At 41.5% G+C, this 17,630-nt stretch carries 10 protein-coding genes; 9 read left to right on the top strand and 1 reads right to left on the bottom strand.

Annotated elements, in window-relative coordinates; translation table 11 throughout:
• Nucleotides 1-132: 132 nt before the first annotated feature.
• The gene (locus HMPREF9009_RS22755) at nucleotides 133-984 is read right to left on the bottom strand and encodes a helix-turn-helix domain-containing protein (RefSeq protein ID WP_049703467.1); all 852 of its coding nucleotides are present in this window, start codon (nucleotides 982-984) and stop codon (nucleotides 133-135) included.
• Between the two features lie 239 nt (nucleotides 985-1,223).
• On the opposite strand from HMPREF9009_RS22755, the gene HMPREF9009_RS22750 reads away from it, so the two are divergent.
• From HMPREF9009_RS22750 to HMPREF9009_RS22710, 9 genes are all read left to right on the top strand, one after another.
• Nucleotides 1,224-2,582: a DUF4925 domain-containing protein gene (locus tag HMPREF9009_RS22750; RefSeq protein WP_049703466.1), complete on the top strand. Its 1,359-nt coding sequence runs from the start codon at nucleotides 1,224-1,226 to the stop codon at nucleotides 2,580-2,582.
• Nucleotides 2,583-2,613: 31 nt separating this feature from the next.
• Nucleotides 2,614-5,460, top strand: coding sequence for a TonB-dependent receptor (locus tag HMPREF9009_RS22745; protein WP_049703465.1), 2,847 nt, complete (start codon nucleotides 2,614-2,616; stop codon nucleotides 5,458-5,460).
• 291 nt (nucleotides 5,461-5,751) lie between these two features.
• Nucleotides 5,752-6,966, top strand: coding sequence for a DUF4925 domain-containing protein (locus HMPREF9009_RS22740; RefSeq protein WP_049703464.1), 1,215 nt, complete (start codon nucleotides 5,752-5,754; stop codon nucleotides 6,964-6,966).
• Nucleotides 6,967-6,993: 27 nt separating this feature from the next.
• A complete protein-coding gene (locus tag HMPREF9009_RS22735; RefSeq protein WP_049703463.1) occupies nucleotides 6,994-8,268 on the top strand; it encodes a DUF4925 domain-containing protein in 1,275 nt (424 codons plus the stop codon).
• 13 nt (nucleotides 8,269-8,281) lie between these two features.
• Entirely contained in the window at nucleotides 8,282-8,719 is a 438-nt protein-coding gene (locus tag HMPREF9009_RS22730) for a hypothetical protein (protein ID WP_049703462.1), read from the top strand.
• Between the two features lie 42 nt (nucleotides 8,720-8,761).
• The gene (locus HMPREF9009_RS22725) at nucleotides 8,762-11,608 is read left to right on the top strand and encodes a TonB-dependent receptor (RefSeq protein WP_049703461.1); all 2,847 of its coding nucleotides are present in this window, start codon (nucleotides 8,762-8,764) and stop codon (nucleotides 11,606-11,608) included.
• 106 nt (nucleotides 11,609-11,714) lie between these two features.
• A complete protein-coding gene (locus HMPREF9009_RS22720) occupies nucleotides 11,715-13,562 on the top strand; it encodes a tetratricopeptide repeat-containing sensor histidine kinase (RefSeq protein WP_049703460.1) in 1,848 nt (615 codons plus the stop codon).
• Nucleotides 13,472-15,532, top strand: a complete 2,061-nt coding sequence (locus HMPREF9009_RS22715) for an ATP-binding protein (RefSeq protein WP_232313721.1) — start codon at nucleotides 13,472-13,474, stop codon at nucleotides 15,530-15,532. Before HMPREF9009_RS22720 ends, HMPREF9009_RS22715 begins: the two co-directional genes overlap by 91 nt.
• Before the next feature lie 26 nt (nucleotides 15,533-15,558).
• On the top strand, nucleotides 15,559-17,607 hold the full coding sequence (locus tag HMPREF9009_RS22710; protein WP_049703458.1) for a sensor histidine kinase: 2,049 nt from the start codon (nucleotides 15,559-15,561) through the stop codon (nucleotides 17,605-17,607).
• The last annotated feature ends 23 nt before the right edge of the window (nucleotides 17,608-17,630 follow it).

The following is a 17,630-nucleotide window of genomic DNA, read 5'->3' as shown; positions in this document are numbered from 1 at the left end:
TTTTCGCATTTCCCTGATACATATTTAAGCGATTTTTTATCAACCTCTTGCATACCGGCTCTGATTGACAGCAGGGAGAATGTATAAAACATCCCATTTTTATGTATAGTCCAATTTTAAGCAGACGCAGATTTATTTCTCGCGATATTCCAGCGGAGTCATCTTCACCTTTTTACGAAAGTATTTATTGAAAAAAGAATGATTGTTAAAGCCTAACGAGAAAGCTATTTCTTTCACCGGCAACCGGGTGGTTTTCAATTGGGCCTTCGCATTCATAATAATAATTTCTGTAATGATTGCCAACGGACTGTATCCGCTTGCCCGACGGATGGCACTTGAGAAATGTGCCGCAGTAACCCCACACTTCTCCGCATAAAACGCCACTTCATGCTCTTTGGTATAATGAGCCATCAACAACTGTATAAACTGCCTGTACAACTCCTGTTCTCTTCTCAAAGGTTCATCGAGCTTCTTGCCATAGCGTTTATACAATTCTTTCGTTCCCTGCAAAAAAATAGCCAGTACGGAACGGATGATCTCTTTATTTTCTAATGAATGTGGGAGTGTATAAGCACGAATCAATAAAAGATATACATTCCGGTATAAGCCGGCAACATCGTCTTGCAGAGAAATGACCGGACTGTTCAATATCATAGGCATAGAGTCCAGCAGGATTTCCACATAATTGCCCGAAAGCATAAAATCGGACGAGAAACCGGCAAAAGAAATACGGGTATCAGACGAAACTTCGTGTATCTGAATGAATGAATTAGGAAGAACAACGATGAAATCATTCTTACGAATGACAATCTCCAGCAAATTAATGGTAGCTCTGACCATCCCTTCCGTACAAAGCACAAAGACACCGGCTTTTATTTTACAGGGGAAATTACCATAGTAGTTTAAGATATCTCCGGTGATACTGTCATCTGCTATAAAGTCAACCGGAAGGTCAAATTTAGGAAAGGATTCGTTCGTTGTCATCGTCAGTTCTTTTTTAGTTTACCAAAAATATCCATTCCATCCGGATTCCGGACAACAAGTTCAAAAATGGTATATTATATCTTACAAATAGAACATTGTTTTCTTCTTTATTAGGATTGTATTTAAGAAAATAGCAAATATAGAATATTGAATCCCAAGAATGGAGCTTGACGGCAGTCACCTATTAGCCGTACTTTGCATTGTTTTAATAAATATGTTGAAATAAAACCTAGAAGAGAATGAGAACTTTAAAAAGACTTTTTTATGTAGCTTGTACGGCTTTCCTCCTTACATCTTGCGAGGAAACCTATAATGACAAGCTATTCTGGCCGGGTGAACTCTGCCAGGAGTATGGCTCATACATCAAACCGGCGAACTTAAACCTGACCTACAGCGGGGAAAAACTCGTTGGAAAAACTGTCGACTTTAAAACAGAAGACAGTGAAAAAGGAACCTTGACACTGAATGACATTATTCCGGGAGAGAAACAAACTCCTCTTCCAATCAGTCTGTGCGAACAGGAAGACTCTTATACATTTAGCGGCAAGAACATCACGATGGGAGGAGCAACCGTGACATACAGCGGTGCCATCACTCCGAAAACAATGAAACTGGATTTGGATGTAGTAATGCCGCAAAGTAAATGGAAGAAAAGTTATGGCATATCCAATTTCACTAAAGGAAAGAAAATGACTGTCACTTACAGCGGAGGGCAATATGTATGGAAAGAAACGAATGAAATCTTAACCGGAGGATTCTATGTCCATCTGGATGACGTGGAACTGACCAAAGCGGGCAGTACACTGTTTTTAAGGATGAAACTGATTCAAAATGCACTTTGCTATTTCATACCGCAACTTCTTCAGACAATCACCCTACAACCCGACGGTAACCTTGTAGCCAATTATACGACGAGTCCCGTTTACATCGGCAGCGTACCGATCAATAACATAGATCCGGATAAAGACGTCGGTACCATCGCAACATTTGTCACCAAGTTTATGATTGGTTTACTGACGGAAAAAGATATCAATAATGCATTGACAGACCGTACGTGGACCGCTTCACCAATTAATCTAATCACCTGGACAGAGGAGAGCGGTAGACTTAAAATAAACCTGAACTTACCGGCAATTATCAGTCTGGCAACCAAGGACGGTGAAACTCCTATCGATTCAGGACTGGTTTCCGGAATTATGGAAGCTCTTGCCCAATCCAATCCTGTGCAACTGAAACTGTTGCTCGGAATCGTGAACTCCATGATCGACAATCCACTACTCGGTATCATAACCAGTATGGATACGGCGAGCTTCCAGCAGGTATTCTACTTACTGACTGAAGGAATTATCTTTCATATAGAAGAGGAAGACGGACATACCCATCTTTACTTAACCAAAGAGTCGACAACTGCTTTCATTCAATTATTGCCCGGGCTACAACCGATAGTGGAAGGAATGTTGCCGGAAAGCATGGCTAACAATACTGTATTTAAAAACCTGCTCGGACTTCTCATGGGAAATGACGAAAACGGTCTGCCGGTTTTATGGAATGCAGCCAATACTATTGACCTAGGATTGGATCTTCTGCCACAAGAATAAACATCAACTATGAATATCAAAAAAGAAAACAATGAAGAAAATATATATTCTAACTTTGCTACTATGCTTCACCAGCCTTGGGAGTAGTTTTGCCCAAACGCTGAAAGGACATATATATGATGCAAATACCAATGAGCCATTGGTGGGAGCAGCCGTTACGTATAAGTTACAGGGTAATCAGGGAGTAGTGTCCGACATTCATGGGGCTTATGAAATCAAGCTGCCCGAAGGGGGTGTCGATCTCGTATTCAGTTATGTGGGCTACGAAGATGTACTGATGCCGATCGTAATCGACAGGCGTGAGGTAATCACCAAAAACGTCTACATGAAAGAAAGCACCAAGCTGCTGGAGGAAGTCGTGGTCAGCGCCGGACGCTTTGAACAGAAATTGAGTAATGTCACTGTTTCCATGGATGTAGTGAAAGCGGGTGACATTGCCCGTCAGGCACCAACGGATATATCGTCCACCCTCCGCACTCTTCCGGGAGTGGATATTGTAGACAAACAACCTTCCATACGTGGTGGTAGCGGATGGACATACGGAGTAGGTGCACGCAGTCAGATTCTGGTGGATGGTATGAGTACCCTGAATCCCAAGACAGGTGAAATCAACTGGAACACCGTACCTTTGGAGAATATCGAGCAGATTGAAGTAATCAAAGGAGCCTCTTCCGTTTTATATGGTTCATCGGCTTTGAATGGTATCATCAATATCCGCACCGCACGTCCGGGGTTAGCTCCGAAAACACGTTTCAGCGCATATCTCGGTATCTATGGTGATGCGGAGAATGACGAATACCAATGGAGTGACAAGAATTTCTGGAAAGAAGATAAATATTCGGTCAAACCGATTCTGCGCGGAAATCTTCTTAGTGGTGTGCGTAATCCGATTTACGAAGGATTCGATCTCTCCCACGCCCGTCGTATCGGTAATTTCGACGTCAGTGGCAGCCTCAATCTTTTCACCGATGAAGGATACCGCCAGCAAGGATATAACAAACGTTTCCGCATGGGAGGTAACCTAACCTATCACCAACCGGACATGGGAATGAAACTGTTGAACTATGGTTTTAATATCGATTTCCTGTCTAATCAATATGGTGACTTTTTTATCTGGCGTTCACCGACAGAGGTGTACAAGCCCTCTCCTTTCACCAACATGGGCAGGGAAGATAATAATTTCCATATCGACCCGTTTGTCAACTACGTGAATCCGGAAAACGGTACGTCACATAAGATCAAGGGACGTTTCTATTATAGTGCCGACAATATCGTACGTCCTACCCAGGGAGCATCCATCATGGATATTCTGGGCAATATGGGGACAGATGCCCAAACGATACAGAATATTGCAGGCGGTGATTACAGCTCGCTCTATCCGGCATTGGTGGGAATCGGTTCAGGACTAATCAATGGTAATCTGGAAGACGCCATGAATGGAGTATTCACTTCATTAGGCAATATCTTCCCTAACGCGACAACTGCCGATTATTGTGATCTGATTTCCTGGGTGATGGACAACGGACTACCCAGTGATTTGGGAGGACTGACGAACGGACAATTGCCTGGTGACCTGATTCCCTGGGTGTCCGACGTACTCAATCCTTCACGAAACACTCCTAAGACGCAGACTGATAAAAGCACTAACTATTATCTCGATTATCAGTTCAACAAGAAATGGGACAGTGGCGCACAAATCACTACCGGAGCCACTTATGAGCATGTACGGTATAATTCGGCCATCATGGACGAAATCTACAAAAGCGATAACATAGCTGCTTTCTTCCAGTACGACCAACGTTTCTGGGACCGTCTAAGCGTATCTGCCGGTGTGCGTGCCGAATACTATCGTGTAAACAATCACCATCGTGAAGCAGAAACAAAGATATTCGGAACTAAAGTTCCATTCCGCCCTGTGTTCCGTGCCGGACTGAACTATCAGTTGGCTGATTACAGTTTTATCCGTGCCAGCTTCGGACAAGGTTACCGTAACCCGTCCATCAACGAGAAATACCTGCGCAAGGATATTGGAGGAGTCGGCGTTTACCCGAATCTGGATATCAAACCGGAAAAAGGGTTTAATGCGGAATTGGGATTCAAGCAAGGATATAAGATTGGCAATTTCCAGGGATTTGTAGATGTTGCAGGATTCTATACACAATATAAGGATATGGTCGAATTCCAGTTCGGACTATTCAATAATGCGGACTATACGATGATTAACAGCATCAGTGATGCCATCCGGATGATAACCGGTGGTCAAGGTTTCGGAATCGGAGCACAGTTTCATAACGTATCGAAAGCACAAATCTACGGAGTAGAAATATCGACAAACGGTGTTTTTAACTTCAATAAGAACACAAAGTTGTTCTATAACTTAGGATATGTATACACCGAACCCCGTGATGCGGATTATAAGGAACGCAATGATGCGGAGGATCTTTATACCGATCCTCTTCAAATGAAAGAAAAATCGAACACCGGAAAGTACCTGAAGTATCGTCCGAAACACAGCTTTAAAGCGACGGTAGATTTCCAGTGGAAACGTATCAATCTGGGTGCGAACGTTGCCTGGAAGAGTAAAATCCTCGCAGTGGATTACCTGATGATGGATGAACGTCCGAAAGCACAACTCGACTTGATGGATTACGTTCGCGGCATCGCTTTCGGTTATTCTAAAGGAGAGACTTTGGCTACTTATTGGAAAAAACATAATACGGACTACGCCACTGTGGATATGCGCCTTGGAGTAAAAGCGTCCAAAGAAGTAGCTTTTCAGTTTATGGTCAACAACTTGTTAAATAAAGAATACAGCTACCGCCCGATGGCAGTTGCCGCTCCACGCACGTTTGTTGTTAAGATGGATATTACATTCTAAAAAGCTATCAACAGTCAGATATATAAACAAAAGGCAAACGGTTTCTCACTTGTGTTTACAGGTGGGAAACCGTTTCTTTTTTCCTAATGCTTCTTTCTCTTTTTTATGATCTGTTCTTAAAAGAAGAACAATATATATTAAAAATAGAACATAATAATTATTCTTTTCAAGCAGTTAATCCAGCAATAATTAAAAATAGAACATTAAAAAGAAATACAGACCTTGCTAATAAATAATTGTTAGCCGAACTTTGCAATGTTTATTAAATACACAATAAAAGCAAAAAACAAAATGAGAAACTTACGGAAACTATTTTGTATAGCCTGCACAGTGTTTTTCTTTACAGCATGCGAAGAGACTTACAATGACAAGCTATTTTGGCCGGGAGAAATCAGCCAGGAATATGGCTCGTATATTAAGCCATATACGTTAGACCTAACCTACAGTGGAGAGAAGTTAATTGGAAAAACTGTCAGTTTTAAGACAGAAGACAGCGAGACGGGGACGTTGACACTGAATGATGTGATTCCGGGGGAAGCCAGTACTCCTATTAATGGTATCAAACTTTATGAGAATGAAGAAAAGGGTAACTACACGTTCAGTGGAACTAATATCACGATGGGGGGAGCTACGGTAAAGTATAGCGGTAGCATTACTCCGAAAGCGATGAAGTTGGATATAAATACTCAAATATCTGATAAAGCTAAACTGGCTGCAACATATGAATTAAACACATATGTTTGGAATCCGGAAGATTATTCGACAGTGGGTGGCTATTTCAATGAAATAATAATTAAAGAAGGAGAAGAAGATAACCTGGGATTCTTCTCAATAATAGTCCAATTATTACCTCCTATTTTAAATCAGGTTTTGCCACAAGTTCTACAAGATATTACACTCGCCCCCGACGGGAATATCATAGCTAACTATTCTTCTGATCCGTTAGATATGGATGAAATTATGGATATGATATCAACAGAAGAAATGGTTACAAAAATTAAAAGCAGAAAGTATCAGCCTTCTCCCAAAGGATTAGCATTTTGGAGTAAAACAGGTAACAAGTTACTTGTGAAACTAAATCTTCCGGCAATTATCACAGAAGTTGCAAAAAACAGCAACCAAAATATAGAACCTCAGTTAATAGCAGGAATTACGGATGCCATCCTAAAAAGTGATCCTTTAAAATTAAAGAGCATGTTAAGCATCATAAACAGTTTATTAAATAACAAAATGTTGGGTTATTTAGTAAATACTGACAACGTTACATTTTTATCTCTATTCGATTGTATCAAAAATGGAATTCCTTTGAATGCTATCCAATCCGAAGACAAACATATTTACCTATATCTTGATTACCAAACTTTGACTCCCATTATTAATGTTCTATCAGGAGTCAAAATCAGTCTTGGAGAAGGAGAACCATTAGAATTATCCTTATTATTTGACGGTTGGAAATTTCTACAGACATTCAATGTGGGCTTAAATATTGTCCCTATCACTGAATAACAACCTATAATTATAAAAGAAAAAACAATGAAAAAGATATCAATATTTTTGTTCGGCAGCCTGCTCTGCCTTACAGTTCCTTTCATCACGTCCTGTGATGAAGACTATCCCGGCCCCGATCCGGTAGAAGTAACCGCAAACTACTCTAACAAATTAACCAATCCGAATCCCAATCTGGCATTGACATACAGTGGAGAAGAATTGATTGGCAAATCAGTCGACTTCAGTACAGTGAAAGGAGAGGATGCTAACATCACTCTATATAATATTATCCCTAGAGAAGAAACACTGAAACTGACTAATGTTCCTATCATCGGAGATGAAGAAGGATATTCTTTTTCAGGTAACTTGACCACGGCGAGAAATATCTCGTTCAAGTATGAAGGAAAGGTGACAAAAGGCAAACTGACATTAAATGTGAGTGAGGTGAAACTGCCGGGAAACATGCTGTCCGGTAATGGTGGAAACGGAACATGGTACTTGGTGCATAATGCTCCAACAGAAGATGAAGAGAATGAGGATTTAGTTTTGTTGACAACATATTCTTATTCAAGCTATTATCAGAATGACAAAACAAACACAATCAATTGGATCTTCGCCTTTTTCGCAAAGCCTTTATTGGATAATATCTTCAGCATTATGCTAAATGATATAACTTTTCAATCTGACGGGAATATTACAGCTCATTATGCCGGATTTCCTGAAGGAGTAACATTCACAGATATTCTACCCACCAGTCCTACAACCACAGGAGGACTTTACGTAAACGAACGTCCTGATTCGGATTATAAACTATCCGGCATCAATCTTGCGAATTATTATATGGAAGACGCTTCTACTTTTTATATAATTCCCAATATTGATATGATTTTACGTCAGATACAAAGTGATAAAACAGAAACACGCAGCATATCAATAGATATATTAAAAGATTTGTATTCCAAACTGGCTCAATGGACAACGACCGGAATTAAGTTTCATATTGAAGAAAATCCAATGCGTGATTTTGTAGGTGACGAATTCGAGCAAACCAAGATAAAAGGTGATTACATTATATATATGGATCCTTCGGAAATAAAAGTTCTGATACCTATACTTGATATACTCCCCGACATACTGAAGCTAGTTGCTCCCGATATGCTGGATAAGACAATTGGTGAGTTGGCAGGTGATATGCTTCCTCCTATGTTGAAACCGACCCTAGGAAATCAGAAGATCACCGATTTATTACCTACACTTAGAAAAGATTTGAACGAATCGAACATAAAAATAGGAGTTTACTTATATAAATCAAAACAATAAAACTGTAACGAATATGAAGAAGATATATTTGATTATGTTGACTGTTCTCCTTGCAGGAGCAAGTATGAACGCGGAAACTCACACCACTGTGAAACCGGAAAGTACAATCAACAATTCTCTAAACGAGGATTGGACATTTAATGGAAATCTGAATGTAAAGGCAGGTCTATTACCCTTATCTAATGGTTCGGCTACGGTAACAGCGACTCCTAATGGTAACACAATCAGCTTATCTATTAGTGGTCTCACAATTTTAGAAATACCTATTGATCTGACTATGACTGATTTGACTTATGACGGAATTAAGATTCCAAAGGGTACAAAATCAACAGCCATGGGCTATCCTGTAACCTTCACACAAGATTGTTATATTAACGCAAATTCTTGCCAAGGAATATATTTGCGGATTACTGGAACACCTTCCGGCACCATAACTGCTGTTTTTAATTAAATGTGATTTATTCAAGTAACTCCTATTTCATAATATAGAACAATGAAAAAACTATATACACTATTAACTTTTCTCACTCTTTTCTCCGTCTGCGCCACTGCACAGACTCTGAAAGGACATATATACGACGCCAAAACCAACGAACCATTGGTGGGAGCAGCCGTTACCTACAAACTCCACGGCAACCAGGGAGTAGTATCCAACATCAACGGAGAATATGAAATCAAACTGCCCGAAGGCGGAGTTGACCTTGTATTCAGTTATGTAGGTTATGATGATGTACTGATGCCTATCGTCATTGGCAAACGTGAAGTAATCACTAAGGACGTCTACATGAAAGAAAGCACTAAACTACTGGAAGAAGTAGTGGTCAGTGCCGGACGTTTCGAACAGAAATTGAGTGATGTCACCGTTTCTATGGACGTTATCAAATCAGGAGACATTGCCCGCCAGGCGCCAACGGATATTTCTTCTACTCTCCGCACGCTTCCCGGTGTAGACATTGTAGACAAACAGCCTTCTATGCGTGGTGGTAGCGGATGGACTTACGGAGTAGGTGCACGCAGCCAGATTTTAGTAGACGGCATGAGCACGCTCAATCCGAAAACAGGAGAAATAAACTGGAACACCGTTCCTTTGGAAAATGTGGAGCAAGTGGAAGTGATTAAAGGAGCTTCTTCCGTACTATATGGTTCGTCAGCTTTGAACGGTATTATCAATATCCGTACCGCACGTCCTGGATTGACACCGAAAACACGTTTCAGCGCATACGTCGGTGTATATGGAGATGCAGAGAATGACGAATATCAATGGAGTGACAAAAGCTTTTGGAAAGACGACAAGTATGCAGTGAAACCGATTCTGCGCGGAAGCCTTCTTAGCGGTGTACGGAATCCGATTTATGAAGGATTCGACCTCTCCCACTCCCGCCGCATCGGTAATTTTGATGTCAGTGGCGGTATCAATCTTTTCACGGACGAAGGATATCGTCAACAAGGATACAACAAACGTTTCCGCATGGGTGGCAGCCTGACTTACCACCAACCGGATATGGGAATGAAAATCCTGAATTATGGATTTAATGTGGATTTCCTTTCCAACCAGTATGGTGACTTCTTCATCTGGCGTTCACCGACGGAAGTGTACAAGCCCTCTCCTTTCACCAACATGGGACGTGAAGAGAACAACTTCCATATCGACCCGTTCATCAACTACGTGAATCCCGAAAACGGTACATCACATAAGATTAAAGGACGTTTCTATTATAGTGCCGACAATATCGTGCGCCCGACCGACGGAGCATCCATTACTGATATTTTAGGAAATATGGGAACAGACGCCCAAACCATACAGAATATCGCAGGCGGTGATTACAGTTCGCTCTATCCGGCACTGGTAGGTATCGGTTCAGGACTTATCAACGGAAATTTGGAAGATGCCATGAACGGAGTATTCACTTCACTGGGCAACATCTTCCCGAACGCAACAACCGCCGATTACTGCGACCTTATCTCATGGACAATGGATAACGGATTACCGAGTGATTTGGACAAGTTAGTACAGGATGGAAAATTACCGAGCGACCTTGTTCCCTGGTTATCCAATGTAATCAATCCCTCACGTAACAATCCGAAAACTCAGACTGACAAGAACTTCGACTATTATCTCGACTACCAGTTCAACAAGAAATGGGACGGTGGAGCACAAATCACTACCGGAGCTACTTTTGAACATATCCGTTATGATTCTGCCATCATGGATGAAGTGTACAAAAGCGATAACATCGCCGCTTTCTTCCAGTACGACCAACGTTTCTGGGATCGCTTGAGTGTATCCGCCGGCGTACGTGCCGAATACTACCGTGTGAACAACCACCACCGCGAAGCGGAAACTAAGATATTCGGAACCAAAGTTCCGTTCCGTCCCGTATTCCGTGCAGGATTGAACTACCAGTTGGCAGATTACAGCTTTATCCGCGCCAGCTTCGGACAAGGTTACCGCAACCCGTCCATCAATGAGAAATATCTGCGTAAGGATATTGGTGGTGTCGGTGTTTATCCTAACTTGAACATCAACCCCGAAAAAGGATTCAATGCAGAACTTGGATTCAAACAAGGATATAAGATTGGTAATTTCCAGGGATTTGTAGACGTTGCCGGATTCTATACACAATATAAGGACATGGTTGAATTCCAGTTCGGACTGTTCAACAATGCCAATTATACGATGATTAACAGCATCGGTGATGCCATCCAAATGTTGTCGGACGGCAAAGGTTTCGGCATCGGTGCCCAATTCCACAACGTATCGAAAGCTCAAATCTACGGAGTTGAAATCTCGACAAATGGCGTGTACAACTTCAATAAGAATACGAAGCTGTTCTATAACTTGGGATATGTATATACTGAACCCCGCGACGCAGATTATCAGGAACGCAATGCCGTGGAAGGTCTTTATACCGACCCATTGCAAATGAAAGAGAAATCAAATACCGGAAAGTATCTGAAATACCGCCCGAAACATAACTTCAAAGCTACGGTAGATTTCCAGTGGAAACGTATCAACGTAGGTGCCAACGTGGCATGGAAGAGCAAGATTCTTGCAGTGGATTACCTGATGATGGACGAACGTCCCAAAATGCAAAATGACCTGATGGATTACGTACGCGGTATCCTCTTCGGTTATTCAAAAGGCGAGACGCTGGCTACTTACTGGGACAAGCATAACACGCCCTATGCTACCGTTGATTTCCGCTTCGGTGTGAAAGCAACCAAAGAAGTGGCATTCCAATTTATGGTAAACAACCTGTTCAACAAGGAATACAGTTACCGTCCGATGGCAGTAGCCGCTCCACGTACTTTCGTACTGAAGATGGACGTGACATTCTAAAGGAAAGAAAAAGTAATAATTGTCGTAATTTGTAGGGCAGTTATTACTTTTTTTGCTTATTTTTGGGGAGAAATAATAAACACTCACGCAACAAAACATCCCCAAAATGAAAAAGGCTGTTTACATATCATTTATCATCAACCTGCTTGTATGTATTCCATTACATTCAAAGGACAGGATTTCCGAACATTTGTACACCTTACAGCATCTTATCAACGCCAACCTTGCTTATGATTCGATAGCCCCTATAGACAGTATCATTATCTGGGAACAGCAGCTAAGCCCGATACTCGAACAAGAGAACCAAACAGAACTTTTCTTCCGAATCAAACAACTACTAGTACATGTACACTCTTTACATGGCAACATCGGACAAGCTATCGATGAAGCACGACTTATGTATGAAAAAGCCGAAACCCTGAAATATGATTTAGGAATAGCACTTTCCAATACAGCTATCGGAGATGCCTATTACTGTTCAAATATGTCCAAGGAGGCAATCGACGCTTACAAAGAAGCAATCCTTCAGCCCGTATCTTCTTCGGAAGGCAACTATTACAAAGAAATGGCTATATTGCACCTGAAGGCTATCTTTATCAGGGAACGCAACCCGAAAGAAGCGAAAGTCTACAGGGAAATGTTACTGAAATCGGATGCCATACATACCAACCGAACCATCCTGTTCTTCCATTATTGTTCCGATGCGGCATATTATATAATGGTAGGAGAACTGCAGAAAGCACAAGACAGTTTCCATGAAGCGGAAAAGATTTATGACTCCTGCAAAGAGCCCTATTATTACTCCCCTTTGCTCTGCTCCCGAGGATTATACTACGAAGCAATCGGGGAAAACGAACTCGCCTTGTCATGTTATGACAACGTGTTGCAAAGTATCAAACAAAAAATGCAGTCGATAAGCTACTTACAGGTATCCTACCTGAAAGCAGACTTGCTCGCAAAAACCGGAAACCCTCAAGAAGCCGCCCGACTATACGATAAAATCAGCCATATCACCGATTCTATCGCTTCTCCCAGTTATACACACCGCATCAACAGCCTGCGCGCCTCTTATCAGGAAAGCCGGATGAAAGTGGAGAACAAGATTGAGCACAATCGTATTTTCATGGGCGGTATCCTTATCGGAACTGTCATCCTGGCTGTCATTATTTATCTGGCGTTACATATATTGAAACAAAACAAGAAGATTGCCGAATCAAAAAAACTCCTTGAGCAGTCACGGCTAAATGCGGAAAGTGCCATGCACGCCAAAAGCCTTTTTCTCTCCAACATGAGTCATGAAATCCGTACTCCGCTTAGTGCCCTTTCCGGTTTCTCCAATCTGCTGACCGACCAGAAACTGGATACGGAAACTCGTCGGCAATGCAGTGATGTCATACAACAAAATTCGGACTTGCTGCTTAAACTGATTAATGACGTAATCGACCTGACTAATCTGGAAGTAGGCAAAATGAAGTTCAGCTTCGGCTACCACGATGCTATTGCCGTCTGCAACAATGTTATCGACACCGTCAACAAAGTAAAACAAACCCGGGCTGAACTCCGCTTTAAAACACCGCTCACCTCACTGCAACTATACACAGATGATTCACGTTTGCAACAGTTGCTCATCAATCTTCTCATCAACGCCACCAAATTCACTGCCGAAGGCAGCATTACCCTTGAAGTAGGATTGCAATCGGATGAGTATGCATTTTTTTCCGTGACGGATACAGGCTGCGGGATTCCTTTGGAAAAACAGGCGAACATCTTCAGCCGTTTCGAAAAGCTGAACGAAACGGCACAGGGATCGGGACTCGGTTTGTCTATCTGCCAACTGATTATAGAACGCATTGGTGGAAAAATATGGATAGACCCGGCATATACCGGCGGATGCAGATTCTGTTTCACACACCCTGTCCGCCCGGTGGAAGAAAGAAAGGAGGAACAGGCATGAAACGAATCAGCATATTCTGCATCATATTATTGGGACTAATAAAAATCCAGTCAGCCCAAGCAATGACTGTCAAAGACAGCCTGATACATGTACTGGATACCATACCCGCCAACGAGGCAAGGCTGGACGTCCTGTATTTATTAGCTTACCAAGACCCCATGTCACCGTCCTGTCTCAATTACCTGGACCGGCTGCTGAAAGAAGCGGCCGCGCAAGATGACAAAAAGTACCAGTGTCTTGCCATGTATGCGTATGTTATCTATTATTTCAATCACCAAGACGGGAAAAACGCCAAATTATGGATGGACAAACTGACCGAAATAGCCCTGAAGTATAAATACTATAATTCTTATTTTTCTGCCAAACGGGCGGAGATATTGATACATATCATAGAACACAAAATAGAATACAGCATCACACAGGCTGAAGAAATGTATCGTCTCGCCTCTAAAACAAATAATATAAAAGGAATGCGTTATGCGAAACTATGCCTGATGAACGCTTATCTGATGTCCGCCCGATATAAGGAAGGAGAAAACGCAGGATTTGAGGCTTATCGCCTGCTGCCTGCCACCGCTTCTCTTGAAGAAAGAAAGGATATCTTACAGGAGATATCCCTGGCATGCGCATCGATAGAGAGCGAAGAGTCGCTGAAATATCTAAAAGAATTTGAGACTGTGCTGGACAAACTGTCCCAACAAGATAAGAAATTCAAATTAAAGGTTCATCACACCGGTTATCTCTTATTGGAAACTTTATACGCCAAGTATTATCTGCAAAACGGAAAAATAGACGAAGCCCGTATTCACCTCAAGAAGATGAACGGATATTTCTCTCCTACGGATTATATCCCCTGCCGCGGACTCTATTACGACGTATATGCCCAATATTACCAAATTACGCAAATGTATGACAAAGCACTGATTTATGCAGACTCCGCCGTCAATCTGCTTTCAGGAGTGTCGGACAACAACGGGCTAGACTACCGGATAAAACGGGCAGGAATACTTGCCGACGCAGGACGGACAGATGAAGCTATTCCCTTATTCCGCAGTCTGTTGGCTAAGAAAGATACCTTCTACCGGCACTTGTCCACCACCCAAATAGAAGAAATCTACGAAATGAAAGAAATAGATGAATTGCTCCTTGAAAAGGAGAAGCACCGGTCGATTATCCAAACAATTGAACTGGTATTAATCATTATTGCATTAATCATTCTGATACCTGCTACTATCCGCATCTTTTACGTAAAAAAAAGGCTGAAAAAGGAGGAGGAAGAAATCAGGAAAATGACTCATATAGCAGAAGAAGCAAATGAAGTGAAAAGCCATTTTCTTTCCAACATGAGCTATGACATCCGCAGTACGCTCAACAACGTACTGGGCTTCTCACAATTGATGACCCAAGACCCCGACAGCATAGAAGCCAACCAGTGGGAAGAGTACTCCGAAATTATCCAAACCAATTCGACCGAACTGATACAACTGGTGAATGACGTACTTGACTTGTCGAGACTGGAAGCCGGAAAAACAAAATGGCAAATACAGGAGTATGACATTATTCCTTTATGCTCGGACATTGTCAGCATAGCGCAAATGAGAAACAGTGGAAAGATACAGATTGATTTCCAAACCACTGTCAAAGAGCAGGCTTTCCAACTGGATATCGCCCGCCTCACACAGGTCATTCTAAGCACGCTCATTTATCCGGTTTCCTGTGACTTGCAAAGACACGTCACATTCTCCCTGTATTGTAATGAACAGGAAAAGCTACTTGTATTCCGTATCATAAATACTCCACTTGCAGATGTGGAGTTTCAGATCCGAAAAACGGATGTCCGCCATCGGATTAATCGTCTGACAATCGAATATTTCGGAGGGACATACACGGTTATTTCCAATCTGAAAGAAGAACCGGCTATTATTATCACATATCCATACTCAAAATTACCGGCAGAAGATGCCGTATGATATAATTTTCATAGACAGATACGCTTATGAACAACCTAAAAGTACAAATCAGCTTTATCTCCGGAATTTTACTTATGATTCCATGCATTCTGTTTGCAACGGCAATATCTACCCCAGCAGATAGTTTACGAAACTTATTAAAAGATTGCCCGGATGCCGGAAAGAGGGCTGTCATCTACGTACATCTGGCTGATATTTATGTCGATAGCATAAATATCGCTCCTACATATTGGAACGAAGCACTCACCGAAGCGGTCAAGGCTAAAGACGAATATATTACGAAACTTGCTTTGGACGCACTCGTCAAAAGCTATGCCGCGAAGGATGAGGAAAAAGTGAAACAGTATATAGATATCGCCAGACGTGTGCTTCCGGAAAGCCACAACACGCTATTCGTCAATTATCTGTATTGTTACAATATTTGGATGGAAATGAGAAAAAACAACTCATTGGAACTTATCGAACAGGAACTGAATGAACTGAAAGATGAAGAAGTGAAAGCAATGACAGTTGAGGAACAAATCCGGTGGGAATACCTCACAGGAGTATCGTTGGATTATTTATCTCTACTGACTCATGCATACCGCGAAATCGGCAAAGCTATACCTTATATAGAACGAGCACTGGACAAAGTTTCAAAATTCCCTATGAAAGACAGAATCCATTTTGAAATATTATGCCGTTACGAATTGTCGGACTTATACACGGCAACAGAGGATAAAAAGGCAGCGGATGAAATAAACAAAATGATTGAATTAAACAGAGAATGGAACAGTCTGAATACCTCTTTCGAGAGAAAGTTTCTTGACGAATCAGACTATTATATGAAGCAATATTCATTAATCATTTTTCTCGGAGACCTTATTGATAAAAAGGAAACCCAAAAGTATTATGAAAAATACATCGGAATAGCCCGAAAGAAAAACAAGATGAAAAGTACATACGAAACCAGGGCAAGATACTATAAAACGATTGGAGACTACCAAGCCTCCATCACCTACATCGATTCTACTATCCTTACGAAACAGTATGAACCGGAAGTCCTTATCCCGCTCTACACAGTAAAAGCAGGGCTCTACTACAAAATGAAAGATTATAAAAACGCATATCTGACTTTAAAAGAGGGCAATAGACTGCAAACAAAAAACAAATCAACAAAGAGGGAACAACAAATGGCGGAAATGCAGACACGCTTTGATGTCAGCAAACTGGAACTGGAGAAAATGAGCCTTGCCTATAAAAACAAACAAATAGCGCTCATCGCTTCCTGTATTTTATTAATAGGACTAATTGCGTGGAGTATCTACCAACGCTATATGGTAAAACGACTGAAAAAGATGCATCGGAAATTGATGGTCGCCAATGAAGAGGTCAAAAGACAAAGTGAGAAAGCTACCGAAAGCGAAAAAATGAAAACCGCTTTTCTTAATTCTATCTGCCATGAGATACGGACTCCATTGAATTCTATAGCCGGATTTTCCGAACTAATCACGGATGATTCTCTGGATACTGCGACTCGTGAAGAATTCAAAGAATTAATACTAAACAATTCCACCGTATTGCTTTCTATGGTGAACAATATACTGGAACTATCCGAACTTGTCAGTTCTTACGAACCATTACCGGTTGAACCTACCGACATACACGGACTTTGTATAGAAGAAATGGAAATACTGAAAGGCAGGATATTGAATCCTGACATATTATGTATCACCGAAGCAGATAAGAAAGAAATAATCATACCGACTAACGCTTTTTACCTCTCACGAGTGATCGGTAACTTATTGGGTAATGCAGCTAAGTTCACTGAAAAGGGAACAATCACATTAACCTGTCGGATTGACGAAGAACAGGGAGTAGTGGTTATTTCCATAACTGACACGGGAATAGGCATACCGACCGACAAGCAAGAGTGGGTATTCGAACGGTTTACCAAAGTAGATGATTTCAAACCCGGTACAGGGCTTGGACTTTACATTTGCCGTATCATTATCCAACGGCTCGGCGGTAGTATAAGTATTGACACCTGTTACACTAAGGGCTGCAAAGTATTGGTATGTATACCGATAAAATAGCAATTTTTCATTCCTATCATTTT

The organism is Bacteroides sp. 3_1_13 (genome assembly GCF_001185845.1).
Classification (GTDB): Bacteria; Bacteroidota; Bacteroidia; order Bacteroidales; family Bacteroidaceae; genus Bacteroides; species Bacteroides xylanisolvens.
This window is presented reverse-complemented; position numbering and strand designations above follow the sequence as displayed.